At 40.4% G+C, this 26,531-nt stretch carries 22 protein-coding genes; 11 read left to right on the top strand and 11 right to left on the bottom strand.

Annotated elements, in window-relative coordinates; genetic code table 11:
• Window positions 1–93 precede the first annotated feature (93 nt).
• Window positions 94–540, bottom strand: a complete 447-nt coding sequence (locus CHJ_RS07850) for a TerB family tellurite resistance protein (protein WP_171752024.1) — start codon at window positions 538–540, stop codon at window positions 94–96.
• Window positions 541–791: 251 nt separating this feature from the next.
• Between CHJ_RS07850 and CHJ_RS07845 the strand changes: the two genes are divergently transcribed.
• Window positions 792–1,520, top strand: a complete 729-nt coding sequence (locus tag CHJ_RS07845; RefSeq protein WP_317917384.1) for a sulfite exporter TauE/SafE family protein — start codon at window positions 792–794, stop codon at window positions 1,518–1,520.
• Here CHJ_RS07845 and CHJ_RS07840 read toward each other — a convergent pair.
• Window positions 1,515–1,874, bottom strand: coding sequence for a hypothetical protein (locus CHJ_RS07840; RefSeq protein WP_317917383.1), 360 nt, complete (start codon window positions 1,872–1,874; stop codon window positions 1,515–1,517). The genes CHJ_RS07845 and CHJ_RS07840 overlap by 6 nt on opposite strands.
• A gap of 143 nt (window positions 1,875–2,017) precedes the next feature.
• Here CHJ_RS07840 and hrpA point away from each other — a divergent pair, with 143 nt between their 5' ends.
• The 4 genes from hrpA (at window position 2,018) to CHJ_RS07820 (ending at window position 9,679) form a co-directional block, all read left to right on the top strand.
• Window positions 2,018–5,968 carry an ATP-dependent RNA helicase HrpA gene (gene hrpA / locus CHJ_RS07835; RefSeq protein ID WP_317917382.1) on the top strand — a complete coding sequence of 1,317 codons (3,951 nt, stop codon included), beginning with the start codon at window positions 2,018–2,020 and terminating at the stop codon, window positions 5,966–5,968.
• Between the two features lie 106 nt (window positions 5,969–6,074).
• Complete coding sequence (locus CHJ_RS07830; protein ID WP_171752020.1) at window positions 6,075–6,554, top strand: outer membrane beta-barrel protein; 480 nt, start codon at window positions 6,075–6,077, stop codon at window positions 6,552–6,554.
• A 244-nt stretch (window positions 6,555–6,798) separates the two neighbouring features.
• Window positions 6,799–7,410 (top strand): class I SAM-dependent methyltransferase, encoded by a 612-nt coding sequence (locus CHJ_RS07825; protein WP_317917381.1) that lies wholly within the window; start codon window positions 6,799–6,801, stop codon window positions 7,408–7,410.
• A 148-nt stretch (window positions 7,411–7,558) separates the two neighbouring features.
• Window positions 7,559–9,679: a response regulator gene (locus tag CHJ_RS07820; RefSeq protein ID WP_317917380.1), complete on the top strand. Its 2,121-nt coding sequence runs from the start codon at window positions 7,559–7,561 to the stop codon at window positions 9,677–9,679.
• Window positions 9,680–9,715: 36 nt separating this feature from the next.
• Here the strand turns inward: CHJ_RS07820 and CHJ_RS07815 are convergent, their stop codons facing one another.
• From CHJ_RS07815 to CHJ_RS07800, 4 genes are all read right to left on the bottom strand, one after another.
• Complete coding sequence (locus CHJ_RS07815; protein WP_171752017.1) at window positions 9,716–10,816, bottom strand: GGDEF domain-containing protein; 1,101 nt, start codon at window positions 10,814–10,816, stop codon at window positions 9,716–9,718.
• Window positions 10,816–11,283, bottom strand: a complete 468-nt coding sequence (locus CHJ_RS07810) for a hypothetical protein (protein ID WP_216613329.1) — start codon at window positions 11,281–11,283, stop codon at window positions 10,816–10,818. Before CHJ_RS07810 ends, CHJ_RS07815 begins: the two co-directional genes overlap by 1 nt.
• Before the next feature lie 270 nt (window positions 11,284–11,553).
• Complete coding sequence (locus tag CHJ_RS07805) at window positions 11,554–11,928, bottom strand: hypothetical protein (protein ID WP_171752016.1); 375 nt, start codon at window positions 11,926–11,928, stop codon at window positions 11,554–11,556.
• 117 nt (window positions 11,929–12,045) lie between these two features.
• Window positions 12,046–13,302, bottom strand: a complete 1,257-nt coding sequence (locus CHJ_RS07800; protein ID WP_317917379.1) for a DEAD/DEAH box helicase — start codon at window positions 13,300–13,302, stop codon at window positions 12,046–12,048.
• A gap of 266 nt (window positions 13,303–13,568) precedes the next feature.
• Between CHJ_RS07800 and CHJ_RS07795 the strand changes: the two genes are divergently transcribed.
• On the top strand, window positions 13,569–14,282 hold the full coding sequence (locus CHJ_RS07795) for a hypothetical protein (protein ID WP_317918097.1): 714 nt from the start codon (window positions 13,569–13,571) through the stop codon (window positions 14,280–14,282).
• Between the two features lie 94 nt (window positions 14,283–14,376).
• On the top strand, window positions 14,377–15,015 hold the full coding sequence (locus CHJ_RS07790) for a Crp/Fnr family transcriptional regulator (RefSeq protein WP_317917378.1): 639 nt from the start codon (window positions 14,377–14,379) through the stop codon (window positions 15,013–15,015).
• Here the strand turns inward: CHJ_RS07790 and CHJ_RS07785 are convergent.
• Window positions 15,001–15,519 carry a hypothetical protein gene (locus tag CHJ_RS07785; RefSeq protein WP_317917377.1) on the bottom strand — a complete coding sequence of 173 codons (519 nt, stop codon included), beginning with the start codon at window positions 15,517–15,519 and terminating at the stop codon, window positions 15,001–15,003. The two genes, CHJ_RS07790 and CHJ_RS07785, sit on opposite strands and share 15 nt — an antisense overlap.
• A 141-nt stretch (window positions 15,520–15,660) precedes the next feature.
• On the opposite strand from CHJ_RS07785, the gene CHJ_RS07780 reads away from it, so the two are divergent.
• From CHJ_RS07780 to CHJ_RS07770, 3 genes are read left to right on the top strand one after another with little or no spacing between them, the layout of a single operon-like run.
• Complete coding sequence (locus CHJ_RS07780; protein WP_317917376.1) at window positions 15,661–17,073, top strand: alkyl sulfatase dimerization domain-containing protein; 1,413 nt, start codon at window positions 15,661–15,663, stop codon at window positions 17,071–17,073.
• 50 nt (window positions 17,074–17,123) lie between these two features.
• Window positions 17,124–17,663 carry a hypothetical protein gene (locus CHJ_RS07775; protein WP_317917375.1) on the top strand — a complete coding sequence of 180 codons (540 nt, stop codon included), beginning with the start codon at window positions 17,124–17,126 and terminating at the stop codon, window positions 17,661–17,663.
• Between the two features lie 54 nt (window positions 17,664–17,717).
• Window positions 17,718–18,368 carry a Crp/Fnr family transcriptional regulator gene (locus CHJ_RS07770; RefSeq protein WP_317917374.1) on the top strand — a complete coding sequence of 217 codons (651 nt, stop codon included), beginning with the start codon at window positions 17,718–17,720 and terminating at the stop codon, window positions 18,366–18,368.
• A 105-nt stretch (window positions 18,369–18,473) separates the two neighbouring features.
• On the opposite strand, the gene CHJ_RS07765 is transcribed toward CHJ_RS07770, so the two are convergent.
• The 4 genes from CHJ_RS07765 to CHJ_RS07750 all read right to left on the bottom strand — a co-directional run bounded on the left by CHJ_RS07765 (window position 18,474) and on the right by CHJ_RS07750 (window position 24,702).
• Window positions 18,474–20,366: a methyl-accepting chemotaxis protein gene (locus CHJ_RS07765; protein WP_317917373.1), complete on the bottom strand. Its 1,893-nt coding sequence runs from the start codon at window positions 20,364–20,366 to the stop codon at window positions 18,474–18,476.
• A gap of 205 nt (window positions 20,367–20,571) precedes the next feature.
• On the bottom strand, window positions 20,572–22,944 hold the full coding sequence (locus tag CHJ_RS07760; RefSeq protein ID WP_317917372.1) for a diguanylate cyclase: 2,373 nt from the start codon (window positions 22,942–22,944) through the stop codon (window positions 20,572–20,574).
• 423 nt (window positions 22,945–23,367) lie between these two features.
• A complete protein-coding gene (locus tag CHJ_RS07755; RefSeq protein WP_317917371.1) occupies window positions 23,368–24,057 on the bottom strand; it encodes a substrate-binding periplasmic protein in 690 nt (229 codons plus the stop codon).
• A 276-nt stretch (window positions 24,058–24,333) separates the two neighbouring features.
• Window positions 24,334–24,702, bottom strand: a complete 369-nt coding sequence (locus CHJ_RS07750) for a VOC family protein (RefSeq protein ID WP_317917370.1) — start codon at window positions 24,700–24,702, stop codon at window positions 24,334–24,336.
• A 382-nt stretch (window positions 24,703–25,084) separates the two neighbouring features.
• On the opposite strand from CHJ_RS07750, the gene CHJ_RS07745 reads away from it, so the two are divergent.
• Window positions 25,085–26,377 carry a DEAD/DEAH box helicase gene (locus CHJ_RS07745; RefSeq protein ID WP_317917369.1) on the top strand — a complete coding sequence of 431 codons (1,293 nt, stop codon included), beginning with the start codon at window positions 25,085–25,087 and terminating at the stop codon, window positions 26,375–26,377.
• Window positions 26,378–26,531: the final 154 nt, after the last annotated feature.

Genomic DNA, 26,531 nt, shown 5'->3' with positions numbered 1-26,531 from the left:
ACAGATCTTTGTTACCAAATTAATGACCTAAAAGATTATTCTAACGAACAGCCTTCGAGACTCACCTTAGGCTGTTCATTCTCGTCAAAATCTTTATTTATCAATGACACTTAGCTTCGCACGTATAAAATCACTGTGATCGACATAGAGAAGTTCTGCCACTTGTCTTATTACAGCATCTTCTAGTGGATCTATTACTCCATCAGCGTTGGCAATTTCCCACATAGCTTGCACCAGTTGATAGCGTTTTTGTTGCTCCAATTGACGCAGTTGATTGGTAAATTCATATAGTGAGATAGAGTCAGAGGCTTGCTTTTCTGCATTGTTGATTAACTCTTCGGCGCGATTCTGATCAACGTCAATAAGGTTCATTAACAAGGATATTTTTGCTTCTCGTTCACTGCTATCCACTTGCTGATCTGCTAACGCGACCTCACACAACAGCGCTGCTATGGCGATGTCAGGGGAGTAGTTTGCGTTTTTTGAAAGGTCTTCACCTTCTAGTAGCTGCTTAAAGAGCGAGGTAATGGAAGAAAACATAATTAAACTCTTAGTAAGTTGTTTATACTCAGTAACCTTGAAAGGGGATGCCATTCCTTCGATTATCCTTCTTGAACTGAACCTGTTGATTCCGCTCTGAATCTTGCTGCTTGTAATTACTTGAGTATATAGTTGTTGGTCTTTCAATAGATTGTAGCGCGATTAATAAAAACCAAGTAATTAATTACAATAATTTACCTTTATCGAACAAAAGTCGTTAAAATAACGTTTTATATTTAACGTGTTGCATTATGTTTGATATCAGTACCACAACACTTCTTGCTATGGCGGCCATTTTTTTCGGCTCATTTGTGCAAACCGCGATCGGGTTTGGTTTGGCTATTGTTGCTGCCCCTATACTGTTTCAGCTTTCTGTTGATTATGTACCAGCACCAATAATCATCGTCGCATTGGTTATTTCACTGCTTAATACCTTAAAGAACAGAAGTAATATAGAGATCGGCGGTCTAAAAAGTGCGTTAATTGGTCGCGTTCCCGGTTCGATCATTGGTGGTGGGATATTAACTATTGTGTCGTCTGCCACATTATCCTTATGGCTTGGTATTGCAGTGCTGCTTTCTCTTTTAATTAGTGTGCTGCCATTTCGAATTGAACCAACGCGAAATAGAATGGCGCTGGCGGGCTTTATGTCTGGTTTTATGGGGACCACCTCAAGTATTGGTGGGCCGCCAATGGCGATATTATTGCAGCACCAAAATGCCAACGAGTTTAGAGGCAACTTGTCGGCGTTTTTTCTCTTTAGTTCTATGATGTCATTAATCGTTCAGTACTTTGTCGGGTATTTTACTCTCAAGCATCTCCTTATCAGCCTACCGCTTCTTCCTGCCGCTTGGTTAGGCTATCGCAGCGCGTTGTATTGTGTTCAGTTTGTGTCAAAAGAGTGGATACGGTGGGGGGCGCTAGCGCTGTGTCTAACGAGTGGAATGAGTGCCATTGTTCAAAGCGGCGTTATTTTATGATGCTTGATCTAGGTGTTTGTTTTCTTCCAAGATCTCAACCACTTCTGAACTGCTTTTCTCATGAGCAAGAAGGACAAGTTTCAGAAACAGGTCAGATTTGGTTTTAGCAGAAAGAGACTGGTCAAATAACAATTGAACGATTTTGTCTCTTAATAAATTGACCTCGTGTTCTACAAAGCCGCGAGCTTCAAATTCGCCGGCATCTTCTTCTGGGGCATTATCAAATTGGAGATTAACAAACTCGCCATCTAACGAGGCGTCAATGAGCTGCTCTGGCAACCAGCTTTCACCTGTTACTATTTCTTTGTCATTTTCCAATGTTAAAAGAAACGCCATGAGTTCAGAGGTTTTCATAAATTGTCTGCAATAATTAATAAGCTATTGATATTGTAACGGCAAATGCTCTGAAAACCTAAACACAAATGCAATCGGGATAGTTTAGTTAATACCTGCTGTGATACAATCGCGCCAATTTTAAGAACAAAATAGGTAAAGCTTTGACCTCGTCACAGCCAGACGCTTCATCGCAAAATGCGTCAAAAAATAGCCCCAAGTCTACTCATTCCCAATCGAACAGTGCCAAACAGTTAAGGGCTGCTGTAAATGATTGTTTGATCAAAGATCGTTTTAGATTGCAGAAGCGCATTTCTGGCGCAAACAAGATCAAAAATGCTGAGTCAAGAAATGCAGTGTTCGACGAAATAGCGCTGGATATCGCTAAGTCTATGATGATTGTTGAGCAGAGAACTCAGTACAATGTTCATATTGACTACCCAGAGCAGCTTCCTGTTAGTCAAAAGCGCGATGATATTGCCAAGGCCATTGCAGAAAACCAAGTTGTGATTGTTGCGGGTGAGACAGGTTCAGGTAAAACCACTCAGCTTCCTAAGATCTGCGCGGAACTCGGCAGAGGAAAGTTTGGTTTAATTGGCCATACTCAGCCTCGTCGTCTTGCTGCCCGTTCTGTCGCTAATCGTATAGCGGAAGAGATGGAGAGTAACCTAGGTGACTATGTAGGGTATAAAGTACGTTTTAACGATCAGATATCGGATAACACTCAAATAAAGCTGATGACCGACGGGATATTGTTGGCCGAGATTCAACACGACCGTTATTTGAATCAATACGACACCATTATTATTGATGAAGCCCACGAACGTAGTCTAAATATTGACTTTATTATGGGCTACCTAAAAGAACTGCTTCCTCGACGCCCAGATTTAAAAGTCATTATTACTTCTGCAACAATCGACCCTGAACGTTTTTCTCAGCACTTTTTTGATGCTCCGATAATAGAAGTATCGGGACGAACCTTTCCAGTGGAGACCCGTTATCGTCCTCTAAAAGGGGATGATGCCGATGACAGAGATCAGTTAGAAGGGATATTTGAAGCTGTTGATGAGCTGTGCGACGAAGGACTTGGTGACATTCTTATTTTTATGAATGGTGAACGAGAGATCCGCGATACTGCTGATGCACTAACCAGGCGAAATCTTCGTGATACAGAAATCGTCCCTTTATATGCGAGATTGTCTTCCGGTGAACAAAACCGAGTCTTCCAACCTCATGCGGGGCGACGAATTGTCCTTTCTACCAACGTTGCCGAGACATCCCTTACGGTTCCCGGTATTCGCTACGTCATCGACCCTGGAACCGCTAGAATTAGCCGCTATAGCTACCGTACTAAAGTTCAGCGCTTACCCATTGAGGCGATCTCTCAAGCCAGTGCTAATCAGCGAAAAGGTCGCTGTGGCCGTGTTGCGGAAGGTATCTGTATTCGTCTCTATTCGGAAGAGGATTTCGACTCACGGCCTGAGTTTACTGATCCCGAAATCTTAAGAACCAACTTAGCATCGGTCATCTTGCAAATGACCGCCATCGGTTTGGGAGATATTGAAGCATTCCCGTTTGTAGAAGCACCCGACAAGCGAAATATTCAAGATGGTGTTCGGCTGTTAGAAGAGCTTGGAGCGTTTAGCGTAACAAAACAGGGAAGCAGTAAAAAGTTAACCTCGCTGGGACGTAAGTTGTCCCGGTTACCTATTGACCCTAGGCTTGCTCGAATGGTGATAGAAGCGCCACAGCTTGGTTGTTTAAAAGAGGTGATGATTATCGCTTCGGCCTTGTCTATTCAAGATCCTAGAGAAAGGCCATCAGATAAACAGCAGTCATCTGATGATAAACATCGTCGATTCTTCGATAAAGAGTCGGATTTCATCACCTTTGTGAACCTATGGGATTACATTCAACAACAACAAAAAGCGCTCAGTGGTAACCAGTTTAGAAAGCAATGTAAAAAGGACTTTCTTAATTACTTGCGGATACGAGAGTGGCAGGATGTCTATTTCCAGCTTCATCAAGCTATGCGAGAAATGGATACCAAGTTAAATGATACCCCAGCCGGCTATCAAGCGGTTCATAGCGCGTTGTTGGTTGGATTGCTTTCTCACATTGGTATTAAAGATCAAGAGAAGCAAGATTATCAGGGCGCGAGAAATGCGCGTTTCCATATTTTCCCTGCATCGGGTCTATTTAAGAAACAGCCTAAGTGGATTATTTCAGCAGAGTTAGTGGAAACCTCCAAACTATGGGGCAGAATCGTTGCCAAGATCCAACCTGAGTGGATAGAGCCGCTAGCGAAGCACTTGATCAAACGCAGCTATAGCGAACCGCATTGGTCGAAGAAACAAGCCGCGGTTATGGCGTATGAAAAAGTGATGCTCTATGGCGTGCCAATTGTTCCTAAGAGACTGGTTAATTACTCAAATATTGACGCTAATGTCTGCCGAGAAATTTTTATCCGCTCTGCACTTGTTGAAGGTGAGTGGGAAACGCGTCACCGCTTCTTTAAAAATAACCGCAAATTGCTGCTAGAAGTGGAAGAGCTTGAGCATAAATCTCGACGAAGAGACATTCTGGTGGATGACGATGAGCTGTTTGATTTTTATGATCAGCGAGTCGGCACTGAGGTTGTGTCTGGTCGACATTTTGATTCGTGGTGGAAAAAGGCAAGAGCAAAGACTCCTGAGCTGCTAGATTTTGAAAAAGAGATGCTATTTAGAGGGGATGCCAGCCACGTAACTGAGTTGGATTATCCAAATTTTTGGCATCAAAACAGTTTTAAGTTAAAACTGAGTTATCAATTTGAACCTGGTGATGATAACGATGGTGTCACGGTACATATTCCATTGCCTATTCTTAACCAGATAGAACCTGCCGGTTTTGATTGGCAAATTCCGGGGTTGCGTCATGAATTGTTGGTTTCGATGATAAAATCCCTACCTAAAACGCTACGCCGTAACTTTGTCCCTGCACCCAATTACGCTGACGCATTTTTGTCTAGCGTAACCGCCATGGAAATGCCGTTGTTAGACGCTTTAGAGAAGCAATTAAAGCGGATGAGTGGTGTCGATGTTTTGCGTGAAGATTGGAACCAACAACAAATTCCTGAACATTTAAAAATCACATTCAGAGCCGTTGATCATCACGGTGGTAAGCTTAAAGAGCATAAAGATCTCCATCAGCTTAAAGAGAGCTTAAAAGATAAGGTTCAACAAACGCTGTCACAGGTTGCTGATGATGATATTGAGCAGCAAGGATTGCATACTTGGAGTTTTGGCGAGCTTCCTAAGGTTTATCAACAAAAGAGAGGAGGCTTTGAGGTTAAAGCTTTCCCTGCTTTGGTTGATGGTAAAGACAGTGTAGAGATAAAGCTTTTTGAAACCGCTCAAGAGCAGCAATCCGCCATGTTAGCTGGGCAACGTAGGCTGATATTATTAAATGTTCCGTCACCAATTAAGTACTTACACAGTAATTTGCCAAACAAATCTAAACTTGGTTTGTATTTTAACCCTTATGGTAAAGTGCTGGATCTGATAGATGATTGTATTGCCTGTGGAATCGATAAGCTAATAGAAGAGAAAGGCGGACTGGTTTGGACGCCGGAGCAGTTTGAACAGTTAAAAGAGCATGTACGAGCTGAGCTAGGGGATACAGTCGTCGATATTGCCACTCAGGTAGAAGCGATACTTACCACTGCCTTTAGCATTAATAAGAAACTGAAAGGTAAGGTCGATTTCACTATGGCTTTTGCGTTATCAGATATTAAATCTCAGATAGAGGGGCTTATTTTTAAAGGCTTTGCTACTGAATCGGGCTGGCGAAAACTGCCGGATATTTTACGATATATGAAAGCGATCGAAAGAAGGATGGAGAAATTACCTATTGATCCAAACCGTGATAGGCTGCATATGTTGAAAATAGAGTCAGTTTATGGAGACTACAAAGAGTTACTCAATAAGATTCCAAAAGGAATGGTTACACCTGAGCCGGTAAAAGAGATTCGTTGGATGATAGAAGAGTTAAGAGTCAGCTTTTTCGCTCAGCAACTTGGCACACCATATCCGGTTTCCGATAAGCGAGTTAAAAACGCTATTGATGCTTGTTAGGCAAGATTTTTGCATAGTTTAAGCATTAAGTAATAAAAATGAATTTTGATATCGATTAGTGGCAAGAAAATGCCATTGATGATAATGACAAAAAAGAAGGTAAAGTATGAAGAAGACTATAATAGCACTTGCGTTAGCAGGCTTTGCAGGTTCTGTATCAGCAGACGCACTTTTATATGGTGGCGCGATGGTGGGTCAATCTGAATACGATGGTGAGAAATCCACTGCGGCAAGTTTTCACGTAGGAACGGGTTTGTTGCCTATTTTAGGCATTGAAGCAGGTTATGCTGATCATGGTGAGTTTGATATTGATGGTTTGACTAGTGATGTTAAGGCCGACTCAGTATTCGCAGCCATTCGTCCAAGCCTAGATTTAGGCCCTTTGCACCTGTACGGAAGAGCTGGTGTTCATAAATGGGATATGTCTGGCGGCAAAAAAGATGATGGTGTAGATATGATGTACGGCTTTGGAGCAGAGTACTTTATCTTTGGACCAGTCTCATTGGGCGCTGGCTACAATGTCTATAAAACGGATGATAAAGATATTTCAAACTTTAGCTTAACCGCAACGTTCCATTTCTTTTAAAAGAACGTTTTCTAGCTAACCCTATAAAAAAACACCGCTTTTTAGCGGTGTTTTCTATTTGAGCCTTGTCTGAGTTGTGACATTGGTGGTATTTTATAACTTAGTTTTACTCGATATCGCTAAGTTCAAGGAGATGAACGGTCAAGATGAGTATGCTATGTAGAAAGTAGTTTAGAGCTAATCTAGTGGCCTATGACATTGACTAAATGCCATGGACATCGAATCACTAGCCTAAGGAGCATGGATGCAAACTAAAGCTGAGTATGATCTCATTGCAGATCAGTGGTGCAGTATAAGAACAGAGCTTCCGAGTAATGATGTTGAGCTATTTGAGCTGTTTCTGAGTTACTTGCCAGACAATTCTCATGTATTAGATCTGGGTTGTGGCCACGGTACCCCTGTTGCTGATCTTATTTCTTCCCATGGACATAATATCTTAGGGATAGACCGCTCTGAAAAGTTATTGAGTATCGCTAAATCTAAGTTTCCTCAACATAGTTGGCAACAGAGTGACTTAGAAAAATATCAACCGAATCAACAGTTTGACGGCATTGTCATTTGGGACTCAATGTTCCACCTGCCTAGGCAAGAGCACGCCATTTTGCTCAACAAAGCGTATCAATCCCTCAAATATAAAGGGGCACTGATCCTCTCTAGCGGTGGTTCTAAATATGATATACCTCCTTTTACGGGGTCGATGTTCAATAATGAGTTTTTTTATGATTCGTTTACGATAAAACAACTGTTAGACGTGTGCGAAGAGATAGGGCTACGAGTTGTTCAAACTAAGCTAGTGAATGAGCCTGATGGTGGACGCGATAAAGGAAGGCTAGGAGTGGTACTGAGAAAAATTTAAACCATCTGTTTTTCTTTCAACTGGCCTATTTTAAAAAATTGCATGGATAAAATAACATATAAAAAAATAATATTTTAAAGTATGTCAATCACGTAATTTTGCTCAAGTGGTATCTTCTCGACAAATATCACTTAAGTTGGATTGTCAGTTGATTAACTATATAAGAAAAAAAATCACAAAAAATAAGGATGATATTTACGTTGTTTTCATCTTATTCATTACAATTTCTTCTGTTTTACTCTCATTATATTTATATAACATATACACCATTCAAAAAGCGTCTATTCAGGAGCAATTACACTCATTCTCAGTAGCAAAGACTTTAAACAAAATTGTATTTGACTCTAGACAGTTAGTGTTATCTGAAAATAGCGAAACGACATCGGCGTTTGTTAAGTCTTTAAATAGAGCTAACGAACTGATAAATCTAGATGATGACATGTTGTACGATGAAAATAGAACCGTATATCAAGAGTTTAATCAAAGGTTCATTCATGATTTAGAGTCTTTAGCATTTTATAAAGAGAAGAATCGAAAATTAAGTGAAGTGACACTTGAACATGCAAGAGTTGGTTATAATGAAATACTAAGATTTATTGAGTTGGACGTTGACTCTGATTCTCATGAGGTAATAAATACAGTAATAGACCTAATGGTGGATATATTTTATTTGTACCAATTAGATCGTGAGTTTCAATTAACAGACAGTGTAAAAAGGAAAGAAGAAATTATCGCTCGGTTTAATTTTTCATTCGTAAATATTAAAGGGAGTGTTTTGATTTTTGCAAGTCAAGTTAAAGACAAAAAATTACACGATCAATTATTAGTTATTGGTAAAAAATTATCCAATTATAAATATGCATTTGTAGAATATTCTGAAACTAATATTAACTATATACAGGTAAAAAGGAGAATTGAAGAAGGCTATCTGAAATTGAATGATATTATTACTGGCAATAGTAATCGTCAGTATCAATATCTCAATGAGTACAACAGTTCAACCAGGATGTTCCTATTTGGGCTGATAATATTTTTTATTGGTATTCTATTTTTCAACTATATACTTTTAAATTCCTACAAAAAATCAAATAAAATTAGAAAACTGGAAGAGTCTAAGAATATTGAGAAAAGTCGTTTTCTGGCTAGGATGAGTCACGAAATCCGTACTCCTTTAAATGGGATTATTGGAACTATCGGAATAATGAAATTTAATCAAGAACGCCAGATAAACGATTCAAATCAGATGCTACAACACCTCGAAACCTTAAACTACTCCTCTGTCTCGCTTAAGAATCATATCGATAATGTTCTAGATTTATCTAAGATTGAGTCTGGTGTAATGGAAGTAAACCATGAATATTTTTCTCTAGATGATCTTTTCCGTCAAGTTAAGCAAATTATTAGTCCACTCATTAATGATAGTCACCTTACAGTGACGTTTACCGGAAATTCCAATTGTGAAATATATTTAGACAAAACAAAGTTACGACAAATACTGCTTAATTACTTAAGTAACGCAATAAAGTACTCAGATAGTAACAAGAAAAACTCAACAATCGATGTGAGCTTTTCCGTCAAAATTATTAGTAACGCTCGTTGCCTGATTAAAATAAAAATTAAGGATAATGGTTTAGGGATGTCAGAAGAAAACCTAAAACGTTTTGCATTGCCTTATAAACAATTTGTAGAACATAGCGATAATTCTTCTGGATTAGGGGCAAGCGTCGCAAAAGAATACCTAGTTTTACTCAAGGGTTTTGTTGAGATTAAGTCCAAAGTCGATGTAGGAACAAAGATTAGTATTTACTTAAAATCGCGCTATGCAATTCGCGACAAAGATTCATTGAGTAATATTAGGATACGGCAAGTGTGTGATAAGCAGTGTAAGGTTTTAGTCGTAGAAGATAACTTATTTAACCGAAAAATTATTACCGCCCAGCTTGAAAATCTGGGTTGTGTAGTATTTAGCGTAGAAGATGGCTTAATAGCTAAAAATCATCTGCTTAAGCAGAGACATTATGACTTGATTGTGACAGATATAAAAATGCCGAACCTTAATGGTATCCAGTTAACTGAGTTTGTCCGTGCCAATATTTCAAGAACCATACCGATATTGGCTCTAACCGCTGATGCGATGAAGGCAGATCTTCAACGTTTTAACGAGGCGGGTATTAGCTCTGTGTTAACTAAGCCTGTGCAAATAGATGATCTTAGTGAAGTGATAAATAATATGTTGAGGTGTATGTGCTCGTGTTCAAGCAAGGGTTAATGGTTTTCAATAAATACCGCTTCGGGCAGCAATTAATTAGGCGACTATCTGATTACGGCCACCTTGCTTAGCTTGATACAGTCTCTGGTCCGCGACTTCGACTATGTTTTCTCCGTTACATATTGGCTCATCAATAGTGGCGCAGCCGATGCTGATAGTGACGCAACCAAAAGAACTGGTAGGGTGAGGCAGTTGTAAATTTTGTATCTGAATAAGTAATTGTTGCGCGGTTTTTAAAGCGAAGTGATGATCAGTCTGGCTTAAGAGAATAACTATCTCTTCACCCCCATAACGATAGAGTTTGTCTTTACTATTTAAGGTTGAGGAAAGCGTGTGGCAGATGACCTGTAATGCTTTGTCACCTTGAACATGCCCCAATGAGTCGTTGTACTGCTTAAAATAGTCAATATCACACATTAATACCGAAAACACCTCAGATTGATGGTTAAACCCTAGCAGATATTGAGGCAAATCTTCATCAAACGCGCGCCGATTTAATGCGCCGGTTAGCGCATCCCTTAAAGCGTTATTAAGCCACTTATTTTTTTCTTTCTTATTTTGATTAATGACTTTCGATTGATTTAAATGCAACAAAACAGAAACCAATCCAGCGATAAGTGCGAAGAGCGCGCCCCATGCTAGAAGTTGTCTCTGATAATTTAAATTCTCAAGCATACTGAGAGCGATTGAAGACTTTTTCATGTCCTGCTTTATTTCAATATGCTCAACACATTTGAGTATCTTAAGCAGCTCTTGAGTATATTTTTGAGATGTCGGAGGAAAGGTTGATACAAGTTGTAAACTTAAGTTGTCTATTCTGCCTAACGAAGTGGACGCACAAGGATACTGAGATAGGTATAAGTTAACGTTAAGGTGCCCATAAGCGAGATCAAGGTTTTTACCCACTTCTTCAATAACCTCAGAGCTAAGTGGGGAGGCGGTAATGAGTTCTAAGCTGTTGTGCAAATACTCACGAGAGCGAGCCGTCAAGGGTTGCGCGGTAATATTGCCACTGTTTTCAAAGTAACGTTGAGCCTTAGGGTAAAAAAAAAGCAATTCCACAAAAGCAATGCTAATGAGCAGACATAGGCTTGCCAAACTAACCCAAAACCAACTTGATTTAGACAAATTAGCCATTATTTAATTACTTCTATACGTTTAATCATCCATATCCAATCGTTAAAGTTTCTTAAGTTGGCCGGATCTCTGTCTCCATATTCGACCTCAATAAGCCGGATTGGGCCGTGCTGACGAAGTGTAATAGGTTTGCCATCCTCTTTTGTAACAAGTAACCAGTGTCTTTCTTGCCAATTGTTCATCGTCACGGAATAATTATCAACGGCAACCAACTTAATACTTTGAGGATTGATTAATAGGTACTGTTTTATTAGCGATTCTAAAAACACACCATGAACAGTGATTTCTTTATTGCGAAACGGCGAGAAAATTTCGAGCTCAGTAGTTGATTGAAGGCGCAGTGAAGCGAGAGGTATCGCGATGACTTTCTCGTCATAGACAAGATACAAACTTTCGTCTGCAGCGTTAGACGAAAAACTAAGCAGCAGTGACCAAAGCAACAAGAAGTTACGATAGAACGTTATCATAGTAGTACTCTATGTTTGCTAATCCGTGTGATCGATAAGAATCCATTTCCCTTATCAATAATACTATCTGATGTCATTCATTGCAGATAGTTGACGGATCACATAGTAAGAGATCAAAGGTGATTAAAAAGAGTGGTGAATTTGTCGGTTATAAAGTGCTAGGCGAAGCAGTGGTGAGTAAAAACGGCGTTTTAACAGTGGGTTATTAGCACTATTTTGCCTTTAAAACAAAAAAGGAGAGTTGCCTCTCCCAAATTTGCTAAATGGTTTCTATTTGATCTCGTTCATCGCAGAGATCAATGAAGGATCGTTCAGTAAATTGAATAACAAGCTCTTGGCTGATGAACGCTGCGAGTCAGTAAGCAGTTTTTTAGGATTTTCTCGCGACTGATTAAGGATATTTTTAACAAACTTACTGTTGGTGCCAGAAAGTTCATAAACAAATCTTAATGTATCGAGTAACTCATCCTGAGATAGGCTATAAACCGCCATTTCACAGCTGAGACCATCCATCGCCAATAAATCGTTGACTACAACTTTTCGCTCTGCATTAAATTTTTCTTTGGCTTCATGTGCATCAATTAATGCCTGAACCCTATCAGCGATAGCAACAGGTACTTCCATGGTTTTTGTTGTTTGAGTCATTATAAGTTCTCCTGTTAAAGCAGCAATTCAACGTTTATGCTTTCATAGCGCTGCGATTAAATTGTGCTGTAATATCTCAATTTGTTTCACTTGTTCTGTCTATGTATTTGCGAGTTTTTAGCGTCGGTTTTTGCGTTTTTTCTTTCCGCTTCCCGCCGGCTTAGCTTTAGGCTTTTCAAGAGCGGCTAGGGCGTCATTGACTTCGTTGTCTACTTCAAAACCACTTACTTGCTCTCGCTCAAGGCGAATCTTGTTCTTTTTCTCAATGATACTGAAATGGTGATAGTCTTGATAGTCGATAAGTGAAAGAGCGAGACCTATTTCTCCTGCTCGACCACTTCGACCAATACGGTGCATGTAATCCGCAGGACTTCTCGGTAAGTCAAAATTAAACACCACCGGCAGTTTTTCTATATCGATACCACGAGCAGCAATATCTGTAGCAATTAATACTTCAAGCCTACCCGCTTTAAATGCGTCAAGTATCTGGGTTCGAGCCCCTTGGCTTAGATCGCCATGAAAGACATCTGCGTTGATTCCTCTTTTGCACAGCTTATCTGCTAAGTTTTCACAACGATTTTTAGCATTGACGAAAATCAGCGACTGTTTCCACTGGTTCTGTTTAATTAAGTGAGCAACGACCGCAGTCTTTTCACCTTTGTTTACCGTGAAGACGCGTTGAACCAGAGTACTGGCGTCGGCACTTTGTAGATGTATTTCTACTGGATCTTGAAGAAGTGCTTTCGCTAAAAGATCAACTTGTTCAGGAAATGTAGCGGAAAATAGTAGAGTTTGCTTTTTACTCGGTAATAGCGCTGTTATTTGTGATAGCTCTTCAGTAAAACCGAGGCTTAGCATTCTGTCAGCTTCATCTAGAACTAAGGTATTAACTCTATTTAGTTTCAATGCGTTACTCGAGATGAGATCGAGTAATCGTCCGGGTGTTGCAACCACAATATCTGCTCCACCGCGTAGAGCAAGCATTTGAGTATTGGCTGACACGCCACCAAAAACCGCGATAGTTTTAATTGCGCCGTTAAAGTACACGGCATAGGACTTGATACTGTCTGATATCTGTTTTGCGAGTTCGCGAGTCGGCGCCAGTATTAGATTAGTAACATAATTACCTTTAGCGTCTTTGCTGCTTATTGGCCCGTCTAAGTGTATTTTCTGCAGCATAGGTAGCGCAAACGAAGCCGTTTTACCAGAGCCTGTATTCGCACCCGCAATAATGTCTCGATTGGATAGTACTTCAGGAATCGCTTGAGCCTGAATCGGGGTAGGCTGCTGATAATCTAGTTCAGTTAATCGAGCTAATAAAGGCGAAATAAGGCCAAGCTGGTCAAAGTTGGCTGGAGTGGTTGCATTGGTCATTCAGTTACGTGGTCTAGGCTAAGATAATAGCTGGATAGTTTACCTAGCTATCAGCAAATTATCTATGTGTTTACCCGCTTAGTTTACGCTAGCAGGATAAGACCATTTTTTGCCCGATTAATCCAACTCGTTACGAATATGCACTAACAGTGCAACGGCGATTTAGCACAAGTGATAATTTCAACTCCAAACAATAAAATTGATTAGGAGTGATATTAGTGAAGTTACTTAATACCTTGGTGCTATCAAGCTTTTCTTTTACTTTAATGGCAAGTGAGACAGAGACAGTACAAGATATGTCAGATCCTCTTGCGGTCTATACTCAGGCTGGTATTGGTCATACGAGTAACGGACTCAACATAAAGCTGGGACAAACATTTGATACTGGCCATGACCATACTATGGGGATGAATGTCATCGAGCTGAAGGGACTCATGGGCGATAGCGTTGGTTGGGACGATAACAAAAGTAACAGTATTGATTCCTTGCGTTTTAGACGCTTTGGTGCTGATTTAACCAACGGTAGAGGCTCTCAAGTTGACCTTAACTACCATTTTCAGGATGAAGCGGGAACAATATCCTACAGCTTTATTCAGGCACTACCAAGCATTGGTCCATTACAACTTTACCCGCTGGCCGGAGCCGGAGCAGCCATTGGCAATAATGTCGTGGCTGATAATGGCGAGGTAATAAGTGGTTATTCTGTGCCGGGTACGTTTACCGTGTTAGGTGCGTATGGAAAACTAGAGTTAACGGAAAAACTTTGGTTAAATTACAATCCGATGTGGATGTCCACTCTTTCTGGATCGGACACGTATAAAGAGCATGGAATTAATGGTAAATCTCAGGTTCTTGCGCATGAGTTCGCAATTTCCTATCAAATTAATCCACGACTAAATGTTAGATATTTTGCGAACTGGACTGAATACAATAATTATAACGATGGAGAACACCGTATAGAGGTAAACTATCAGCTATAATTTACATAGAAACAGAACGCTATAAATTACTTGGGTAAATAATCGTATAGCGTATGATAGTCGCTAACTTTTCGTCTTGAATAGAGATTTAGTGATGAGAATAGAGCACGAGTTATATCAAGCATTTAGCACTTTGCTAAATGAAAATGCTTACCCTAATTTGTATAAAGCTTTTATGGTCACACCGCTTAAAAAACTATACCAAGCGGGAGAACAAATCGTTTTTCAGAACGATGAACTTGATAGGATGGGCTACCTATTATCTGGAGAAGCGGAAATACAAATCGTATCTGCTGACGGTGATTTGTTAATACCTGAAAGGTTCACAGCGCAAAGTTTAATTAACGCTGTCGCGTTTATAGATGGAAGATTGTCTCCTGCGGCAGTCGTCGCGACGACGGATTGCACCGTTTTGTACCTACCATATTCTAAATTGAGATCTGACGTTGAACTTAAGAGAGAAGCGACACTGATCGCTGGTTTGTGTGCAGCTTCTCTATATCGTATTGCCGAAAACTTGTTGTCTTCTGCATTACTTCTTCCTCTTAAAGAGCGAGTCTTGCTTAGGCTTGAACGACTAAAAGATGAAGGCGATCAAGTTACCATTACAGCGGAAAAACTCGCCTCTTATCTAGCGGTGAGTAAGCATAAAGTTCACAGAGTTCTAAATAGCCTTGAAGACGAAGGCTTAATCGTTAACACCTACGGAAGCGTAAAGTTAATGGCGAGGTAACTTTCTCACCTCATCCATAATGTGTGTATCTAAATTATGAAAGCTTATTAACCCCATATCTATGGCGTCTGCGATGGTTATTTGATTGCTTATAATGGCATTTAGGCTTGCTTGCGTCATCAATATCGTATTGTCTGGAGTTTCTGGTTGAGGCACATCTATTGATATTCCATTAGAGCGGTTCAGGTCTATTTGAGACCATAGCGGTATATCGATTAATAGTATGTAGGCCGAGTTAAAACTTGTACTCTGTAGCTCTTTGGCCAAGAGGGTTAACCACCAAGAAGCTCTTTGAAAAGTAGCTGCTGGTAGAAGAGAGGCGGGTTCTTTAATATCACCGTGTTTGGTGTAAAAAATGGTGGCAGATTTCATGGTTTGCGCGCCAGGTATCATGCCCTGTTCGCTATCGTTATATCCGAAATGCAATGGGCAGGCAGTGGCTGTAAAAATAGCAGTAAAAGAAATGGCCGTCGTTAGCCATAAGACAATATACTTTCGAAACATTTTCTCTCCGTTATTACCTTATATGATTTAAGTGCCGTAATCATAGTCATTATTAATCATTGCAAAATTGCACGGTGCAATTTCTGCCAAAGCGCATGTTGATATCCTGCTGCCATCGAAAAGAAAACAGGAATTAAAACTATGTCTAAAATATCTAAGCTGGCCGTAATGATTTCAGCCGTACTTTCAACGTCAGTAATGGCGAACACATCTCTATCGATAGGCGATAAAAGTGTAATAAGCCCTACCGGAGCGATTGTAGAAGAGAGCTTAAACAATAAAGATTCTCAATATACCGATGGTGCATACCAAGTAATGCCGGGAGTATGGTCTTTGACGGGTATGGGTATGGACAACGTCAACGTGGTGGAAACGGAGAATGGAATTGTGGTGTTTGATGGCGGTTTAAGCCGTGAGTATGCCGAAAAAGCCATGTCGATGCTTCCAGAGCACATTGCTAACCAACCCGTTGTTGGTCTCATTTATACGCACTGGCACTATATTGTGGGAGCTGGTAACTGGAATGTGTCAGAGGATACGGTAGTTATTGCTCACGAAAACCACAAAGCTGAGTTAGGTGCAGCGCTTTCTACTGAGTCACCGTTAGCACAAGTCCGACAAATCCGGGGCGGAATTCAGCTTGGATCATTCTTACCAGAAAAAGGGGCAGATTCTCCCTCTGTTACTGGGTTAGTTAACGTCGATTTTACTCCAGAAGAAATGCAAACCTATACGCCACCAACAATGTTGGTGGGTGACGAAGAAACCTCCATTGTGATTGACGGTATGGAGTTTGTCACTCACATGGCACATACGGATACGATGGATGGCATTAGCATCTATATTCCAGAAAAAAAGGTGAGCGTAGATAACACATTTTGGGCTCACGGGTTATTTAATTACTCAACGTTGCGTGGTGATCGCTGGCGCGATATTGGTCATATGGAATCCGCGATTGAGTGGTTGTTATCAAAAGAGATTGAACATAGCTTAAAAGTGCACGGCAAACCCGTAACAGGCGATGTGTTTAAAGAGCAGTTGGAACATCAACTTATTGCCACTCGCACACTCGTCTCTGAAACTGAAAAAGCCATTGGCGCAGGAATGTCGCCAGATGAGCTTCAATATAATGTGAAGCTTCCTGAGTCGATTGCTGACTCACCTTGGGTTGAAGAAAACTATGGCGAATGGTCCTATCATGTCCGCCGTTACTACAACCATATAATGCATTGGTTTGGTAATGATTCAATCGACCTACACCCTCTACCAAGAAATGTTGAGGCAGAAAAAATGGTTGAAGCAATGGGTGGGACAGGCAAGGTTATCGAGCTCGCTAAACAGGCACAACTGGACAACGATCACCAGTGGGCTGCTCAACTCTCAACTTATGCAATACGAACGGGGAATGAAGCTGCAAAACAAGTTAAGGCAGACTCATTGAGAGCGATGGCTCAAACTGCAACCGCATCAAATACTCGCAACTGGATGCTAACACATGCGTTAGTGCTGGAAGGTGAAATAGAACTTCCAATCGTTCTTACCGGTGAGTATTAATCAAAATAATAGCCTCGCATAGTGTATGTGGGGCTAACTTTGGTGAGCATATGAAAAAATTTTTTGCTATCTATCTGCACTCTATGATGAGAATGGCGGAAAGAAATGGTTTTGTAAAAGGGTGTCTTAGAAAAGGGAACTCTTTGTTAGTTCGTTATTTAGTACACATTTATCACAAACAAGGGTTAGAAGCGTGGAGGTCATTTTGGATACCGGCCTTTAAAGAGTATGGCAATTATCGTGCTGCCTATTTAATTGAAAAGATGAATATCGATAAGTCAGATGCCAAATCCGTTGGATCCTATCATGATTATGAGGATCCTATCTTGGGTGTTGAAGGTTATTGGCGAAAAGACTCTGACGGAAATGCGGTACGAGTTGAAACGGAGTGCATGGTATGTGATGACCTAATGAAATTCACCAATAATAATCAGTGTAGGAGTGATTTTTGTCGGCATATTGTGGCAGCAATGGAGCAGGGAACAGGAGAAGCCATTAACGAGAAATACAACGTCCATATTATCGCCCTGCTAACGGAAGGTGATCAGTCGTGTCAATTTGTTCATACCATTGATCATGGCAAAGTTTAGCACGGCAAATCTCATTGCTAAGGTAGGCAGCGTTATACGAGTACCGGTAGATTTATGAATCATTTACAAATATTAGTAAGCAAATACGGTATTAGCCATCACTTAGCGGAGAGGCTGCTCTGTGCGGGAAGGGTAAAACGACTTGCTAAAGGGGCTTTTATTGTATTTAAAGATCAGACGGTTGATAGGTTGACTCTGCCATTAGATGGGCGGTTTGGTCTGAGCTCATCCTGCAATGAAAGGGCAAGTAGTATTTTCAGTATAATCACTCCAGGAACAGCGTTGAATGAAGTTCAATTATTGTTAGGAGAGCAGTCTTTAACGGATATTAAGGCGACTGAACACTCAACGGTGTTACAGATACCTTTCTCAATTTGTCATGAACTGTTAAATGAGTGCATTGAGTTTTCTCACTTCCTCAATACATCGTTAGCTAAAAAACAGCGAGCTTTCCATGCGTTGTTTCAGCTTAGAGCCATGAAATCAAACAAGAAAAAAGTATATAGCGCATTAGCTGTGTTGGCAGGGATAAGCGACAGCAATACCGCGGTTATTAATCTAGTTAATCTTGCGTCTCTGTTATACATGTCGAGAAATATTGTCAGTAAAGAGATTAAAGCGTTAATTGAAGTAGGCCTGCTTGAAAATACGCGTGAGGGGTACTGGGTGTTAACAGCGGATGAGGCGTTTGACTGCGCTTTTTGACAACGTCAAACGCCATTTTTCGTTGATTTTCTCGGTGTTAAAGTCAGAGTATCACAAGTGACAACACTGGCTAGAGTAAAATCTGCTTCAAGCGAGTACCAGTAATCAGACTTTAAAGAACGACAGTTCGGATTTTTGTGTCTCTGACATTTTTGATAGTTCTGTCGAAGCTTGCTGAATCTGGATTACTGACTCAACATTTTCCTGTACTAAGTCGTAAGTGCGATTTACGTTGCTTGATATCTCTTCTGTGACACTATGCTGTTGCTGAGATGCCGTGGCGACCAGTGTGTTCATTTCTGAAATCGATTCAACTGAATCCGATATATTTTTAAAAGTAGATTCTATAGTACCGGCAAGATCAACTGAATCTGAGATTAACGATAGATTCTGACACATATTACTGTTTGCCTTATCTGCGTGTTTTTGAAGCTTGTCGATAATAGATTGTATGTTTGCGGTAGATTGCTGGGTCTTTGAAGCAAGTGCTCTGACTTCATCGGCAACAACGGCGAATCCTCGGCCGTGCTCTCCCGCACGAGCCGCTTCAATCGCCGCATTTAAGGCCAATAAATTAGTCTGTTCAGAGATAGAGTCGACGACTTCGGTAACAGAGCCAATCTCCATCGAAAACTCGCGCAGCTCTTCAATAAGTGTGGCAGTGTCATTCACCGACTGGTTGATTTCGTTTGATAAAAGTATGTTTTGTTGAAGCGTTGCAATGCCTTCCATCACTTCATGTTGTGCTTGTCGGTTTTTTTGTTCGGCAATAGCGGCATTATCACTTACTTCCAGAGACGTAGATGAAAGTTCAGTTATGGCTGTCGATATCTGTTCAACCTGATTTAGCTCCTGCTTTGCGTTATCTAATGAACTTTGCATTGTGGTACTCAATTGATGTGAGGAAGCAGCAATGTTCTCAGATATTTTATGGGAGCTGATGATCAGTTTGGAAAACTGATCAGAAAGATTAACCACGGAAGCGTAGATGCCACTGCTGGTGTTGGACTGATGGCCACGCTGAACATGAGCTAAAGATAACTCTCCTTTTGCCATGTCTCCCATCAAGGCCTCTATCTCTTTTGGCGCGCCTCCGATGGGTTTTAACACTAAACGATGAATAACGTACATTGCGATAATGCCGGTTAATCCGAGGCACAAAAGCATCACCCACATAGAATAAATTAATTGTTTTGAGACCGCACTTTCAATTATTTTGTCACGTTCAAACGTAACCAGGTTCCAACCATTAATATCTATGGTGTCCCAGAATGCAGTGAAATAAATTTGTTCATTATTACGTTCAGCACTGTAATTGAGTTCGGGTGTCGTTTTACTGAAACTTTTATATTGCTGACGAACATCAGAAATGTTTTTTCCCTTCAGCTCAGCATAAGGGGAGATCAATATTGATCCATTGCTAGTATACAAAAATAGGTTTTTTGGCTGATTCGGCTGGGCAATCACTGATTCAAGAAATGCAGATGTTCCTATTGCTACTGAATTACTTACTTTTTGAACAATAATAATTATTTCTTTGCCTGTTAAGGCAGACGTGATCGGCTCGGAGACAAAAAAGTCGTCGCCATCTATAAAAATGGCTTTGTAGTAAGAACGGTTCAGTTTTTTTACGTTGTAGCCGAGCAGTTTGCCGTCTTGGTTAAATACATCACCATCATTATTAATTACGCGAATGCCTTGGCTAATCTGCTTGTGCGATCGATGCAGAGGCTGTAATTGCTTAATAAGTTCATCAGATAACTGCTGATTCTGAACATCATTGGCTGAAACAGAGATAGAGGAGAGCGCTTCGCGATAGCCGCTTATTCTTTCTTCGAGTACCGCTTTAAACGAATGATTTTTTTGACGAAGAAGCGCTCTGTTTAATTGAATACTTTCAGCACTAAAGGATTGATGGTTTAGAAATATAATGGTGGAGACAACCGAAACAAGGATGATACTTAATGAACATATAATTTGAAATTTAAACTTCTTCATTGGAGAGGTCCGGATTGTTTATTGTAATTATTACGCTGGTCATTACACTCAGCGCCCACCAATATCATGAAGTAGATTAATGGCTATTAAAAATGCTATTAGTGCAAGTACTGTTCAATAAAACGCATTATTTGGAAGAATAAATAGGTGAGGGGAATGATCTATTTTAAAAGTGGTGGACACTGTATAAAAATTGGATAAACCATTATTGATGGATGTTAGCATCAAGTTCTATTGGAGTATCGCTGATTCTATTTCGGCCTTTGCGTTTGGCATAATACAAACAACGATCGGCTAATGAGAGCAACTCATTACTGAGTGCTATTTCTGAGTGCTGAGTAAAACTGCTTACTCCTATGGAGATTGTTACATTGAGAGACTTTTCGCCATAAGATACCGTTAACTTTTCGATCGCAAGTCGTAGCCTGTCAGCCATAATCAAAGCATCTTCTTGAGTGGTGTTCGGCAGTATGATGCCAAATTCTTCACCGCCTAACCGACCGACCATATCGGTAGTACGAATAAACTCATTCATGGTTAAAGAGAGTGCTTTTAGAACCTGATCACCTGCATCATGCCCATGTTGATCATTTACTTTTTTAAAATAATCTACGTCAATCATACAAAACGACAACGGGGTGCTATAACGTTTTGCTCGGGCAATTTCTGAATCGATGGTAGCGAGAAGTTGACGTCGGTTGGGCAAAGAGGTCAACTCATCAACGGCTGCTAAACGTTTAAGCTCAGATTCAGCGCGCTTTTCTTCGATAAGAAGACTGATAAAATCAACGGTACGGGTAATCAAGCGGAGATCTTTATCAAGCGGAACTCGGGGAGTTTTGTGGTAAATCGCAAACGTGCCTAACAATCGTCCTTTTTTACCAAATATTGGTTCAGACCAGCAGCTACCAAGCTCATACTGAGCCGCGAGTTCTTTAAATGCTGCCCAGTACGGATGTTGTTGGGTATCTTCAACAATTACCCGTTCCTTTCGATAAGCCGCGGTTCCACATGAGCCGATACCGTCACCAATCGCGATCCCATCTATCGCTTGATTATAAGGTTCTGGTAATGATGGTGCAGAACAGCTATGAAGATGCTTGCCTGATTGATCAAGCAGTAATATGGAACACTTTGCTTCAGTACTTAAAGATTCAATATCTTTAAGGATGGTATCAAGGGTTTTATTTAAAGAAACCCCCTCTAGCGCTGATTGCATGGCATTGGTTCGAATACGTTCAATGGCAGAGAAAAACAGTTTTTGTGTAATGTCAGAAAACAGTGCTACGTAGCTTTTCACTTGACCATTATTAGTTCTAATGACACCAATAGTTAACTGAATTGCGTAGTTTTCACCATTCTTATGCTTGTTCCAAAGTTCCCCTTGCCAATCATCTGTTCGCGTTAGAGTCTCCCACATACTTCGATAAAACGCGTGACTTTGTAAGTTTGATTTGAGTATATTTGAGCTTCTGCCGACAACTTCTGAACGAGCGTAACCAGTAATTTCTTCAAACGCGCCATTCACATCCAAAATAAGGCCATTTGCATCTGTAATGAAAATACCTTCACCTGTGTTTGAGAAAACACTCGCAGCTCGGCGCAATTTCTCTGCGCTATGGCGTAACTGCTTGTTTCGGTGTAATAGCAGGGAGACTAGAAGCACGATAACCACTAGTGATACCGCTATTGCAACCAACAATTGAAAGTGCTTATCCCATATGTCATTGAAGGTAAATTCGGGAGCCTCGTCATAGGGAGGAACCCTAAGTGTTCGTGCTAAGTTATCTACTTCTTGGTAATCAGCGGGAGGGTTGAATCCGCCAATTTCTGCCGCGCTTGCTGCTGGGTGATGTATGTTTAAAGCAAGCAAAGCTGAGGCTACACGTCGAATATCACTATCTGATAACCTAGGTAATGCAAGTAACGGCCATTCAGGGTACAGAGTCGTTGAGTGGACAAAGGGAAAAGCCGGATCCTGTTTTTGATTCAGAACCTTGATTTGTGTTGTGTCTAATATGCCTTTTTGTACCATGCTCTCGATGACACCACTACGGATGAAACCAACATCTGTGTCTCCATTTAAAACAGCGGTGATGACAGCATCGTGTTTTTTTAAGAAAGAGAAGGGGCCTTTTAGCTGAATGCCTTGTTTAATAATTTCGTAAGCTTGAGCTTGATAGCCCCCTAGGGACCGGATATCGGCGGCGGCTATATGTTTATCTGTCAAATCGCTTAAGGCGTTAATCTGTGAATTATTGGCATGAGTTATTATTACACCACCAAAAGAGCTGACAAGTTCATTGGAGCGCAGGACGACTTGAGTAAGCATTGCACCGCTTAACTCATGTGTGGTACGAAGTTTAATGTAATGACTTGGATTAGTTAATAATAGGTCAAGTTTATTATTGTCAATGGCCGCCTCCACTTGATTATTAGTGTAAGACAAGGGCAATAGTTGTACTTCTCTATTCTGCAATGCTTCGGTTAAATAGTCAGCCAATGGTTGGTAGCGTTCTAGCATTTGCTCTTCTGGCAAATATGCCAAGATACCTAACGTTATTGGCTGATTAGCCATTGCGACATTGTTTGCTAAGCAAATCCAAATAATCGATATTATTTGGATCGCTCTTACCAATGATTGGTGTATGAATGAGTCAGATTGCATAAAATCCATATCAAATAAAGGCTTAACAACAATAGAACAAGTATAGCCTATTTTAAAAGAGCTCTATAAATAACCATATTGTCATTAATACTTCAGGAGTCAAACTGCTTAAGTGCGTCTAAAAATGGTTTGCATTAACGTTTTACCTGTTTCAGTTACAATCTATTTATCCGTTGTCAGCATATTGCCGTTATTTCAGATATTTTTGGATAATCAAGATAAAGGGGAGGGAACTCCCTCTAGAATCATCGAATTTACATCGACACTCTTATACATCGAAGCCATAAACTGAATTGAATATATAGTGTTTAAGCAAGGTAGCAGTCGACGGCGTTATTTGATTTTGACATTCAAAATACCATGTTCTACAAGTATCGACTCATAACGTCCGTCCATGATCATTTTCTTTAATGAATGGTTAAACCCCTTCACTATAGATTTATGATTCGGGTGCTTTTTCGAAATCAGCATATATAAATCATAGGTACGGTAATCTGGTGTGATGGGTTTTAATTGGCCTCTATGCTCACTCAATTCGCTATTTAAAATATAGTTTACATTATCATAAGAGCCTAAAAATGCGTCTATCCTACCGTGGGAGAGTTTCAATATGTTCTGTCGAATATTACTAACTTCATCGACAATGATGTTGCCATGATTTTTGAGATCTTGAGTGAAATTAGATCCGAGTAGCACACCTACTTTCATACCGTTAAAGCTATTTAAACTATCGTAAGAATAGTCGTCTTCGCTACGTTGCCAGAATATAAATCGTTCACTGCCAATTTTATGTGAGTATTCAAAGTAGTTTTCCCTTTCCTTTTTATGAGAAGCGACCAATATTCCGTCGTAGCCACCTAGTTTGCTCATCTCCAATACTCTATTCCATGGTGCCCATTTAATATCCAAGGTATAACCCATTTGAGAGAGGGCAGAGCGGACTATTTCTGACATATAGCCATCATTTTCAAGTTCCGGGCTGTTCATTGGCTTCCATTCAACTGCCGCTAGAGTCAATGTCATAGAAGAGTCAGAGGCAAAGCTTAATTCTGAGTCGTACAAGTACATGGAGAACAAAAAAATCAGTAGTGACAAACGCTTCAAATTTCAGCCTAATATGTAAGAAATAGTTAGCTAAACTATAGTAAAGAGTTGTTAAAAAGATACTTGAACTTAATAAGTTGAACCCTTGTTAATGAGATTTAGTTTGTTTAACTCAAGTAGATCCTGCTTTAAACGTAAGCGGCGAGTCAGCCAACCTCACCTGAGCTGGAAAATGTTATCCATCAAGATGCTGAATCAATTTGTTGAATGTAATCCCATTCTGTTTCCTTCTGAATCAAGGAAAATGGCGAAAAAACCACTTTCATCAGCATGAGCTGTTTTAGGGATAATGACTTCACCGCGATTTTTCACCACTTCATCAAGAACGACTTGAAGGTCATCTCCGCCGTTTAGATATATAGTCACGCCATTTGACGAAGGCAGGAAACCTTCTTCCTTTAAAATAACTCCGGTAACCGACTGATTTTCATAAGGGAATATTCCCATTGCCATGTTCGGCATTTCCATTTCCTCTATATCGATGTCCAGAATTGCTTGGTAGAATTTGATTGCTCTTGAAATATCTAATGCTGGAATTTCAAATATAGAAATATAACTATTCATACCTTCTCCAATTTAATTGATCGCTAATTTGCTCACTGGCTTTTCTAGGTCAAGCCAGCTTGCGCTGTAACAAACAGTATAGCTATGTGTGTCAGGAAAGGTTAATTCGTTCGAATCGGTGTCTATTGAAGTAATAGCGAACGGTGATTACATCATGCTAATCCACTACACTGTTAGTCGTTGGCAGTGGTTAGACCGTATTTTTACCTTGAAAAGCATGGCTTCTAAATGACTTGTTGCCACTAAATTGTGGTATTTTCGAGCTTATTGCGACTAATTGGTAAAATGACTGCCGTTTCGATACAGTTTGTTCTACAATCTGCCACCGTATTTTTGGTTATGCTTTACGTGGTCGTAGCCGTTTAATTTTAGGAACACAACAATGTCATTTTCATCTCAGAATTTTTCTCCAGAAATTGTGAAAGCACTGTCCGAGTGCGGCTACGAAAAACTTACTCCTGTTCAGCAGAAAGCGATTCCACTCGCTCGTAAAGGCTACGATATCTTAGCGAATGCTCAGACAGGGACAGGTAAAACAGCCGCTTTCGCTCTGCCAATTATTCAGCAGATACTAGACAAGAGCAAAGATAATAACCATTTTCAAACACGTGCTCTTATTCTAGCTCCAACTCGTGAATTGGCGGCACAGATTGCGCAAAGCATAGAAGATTATATCAAGTACACATCATTGAGTGTGGCTGCCATTTATGGTGGCGTGAAAATGTCATCACAGGTTCAAAAGCTAAAGAACGGTGTCGACATTTTAGTAGCAACACCTGGTCGCTTAATTGAGCATCTGGATGAGAAAAGTGTTTCCCTACAGAACCTTGAGTTCTTGGTTTTCGATGAAGCCGACCGTATGTTAGATATGGGCTTTATTTCATCAATTGAAACTATTATGTCTGGTGTTTCAACAAAGCCACAGACTATGCTGTTCTCGGCGACGTTCTCTCCGCAAATGAACAAACTAGCGGCTGAAATGTTGAATCAACCGAAAAGAGTATCCGTAGCTCAAGAAAACGTAACGGCAGACGCTATCGCGCATGTTGTTTACCCAGTAGACCAAGAAAGAAAGTATGAAATGTTATCTGAACTTATTGGTCGTAAGAACTGGCAACAGGTATTGGTCTTTGTGAACTACAAAGAAACGGCCAACACGTTATTGAAAGAACTCAAACTGGACGGTATTAAAGCGGTACTATGTCACGGTGACAAAGCACAAAGTGCCCGTCGTAGAGCGCTTGACGAGTTTAAAACCGGCAAGGTGCGGGTAATGATAGCAACCGATGTGGCTGCTCGTGGGCTAGATATTAAAGATCTTCCGCACGTAGTGAATTTCGATATGCCATTTTTGGCAGAAGATTATGTTCACCGTATTGGCCGAACAGGCCGAGCTGGCAAAAAAGGACACGCTGTGTCTTTTGTTAGCCGTGAAGAAGAACTGACGTTGCAACAAGTAGAGTCGTTAATTGGTCATACGATTCGACGTGTAGAGCAAGCAGGATATGAGCCAAAAAACCGTGATGCACTATTGCAGAAAATGCACAGCAAACCAGCGTTTAAAAATCGCAAAACTCGTACCAACAACCCTTCCGATGCCAACCAAGGTTCTGCTGAGAGAAGCGCTCGATTACGTAAAATCGTGAAAAATCGAGCCGCAACCACTAAGAAGTAGGCAAGTTAACGCATATTAAACGCCGATGATGTAAATCAATCGGCGTTTTTTTCGTTTTGCCCAGTGAGATCTATTGTTACTCTCGCTTTATTTCCTTCCATGCTTGTTCAATAGCTCATAAGCGATCAAATTGCTGCTAAACTTCTGTTCAGAT

The sequence above is a fragment of the Vibrio sp. MACH09 genome (assembly GCF_033238805.1).
Taxonomy (GTDB): Bacteria; Pseudomonadota; Gammaproteobacteria; order Enterobacterales; family Vibrionaceae; genus Vibrio.
This window is presented reverse-complemented; position numbering and strand designations above follow the sequence as displayed.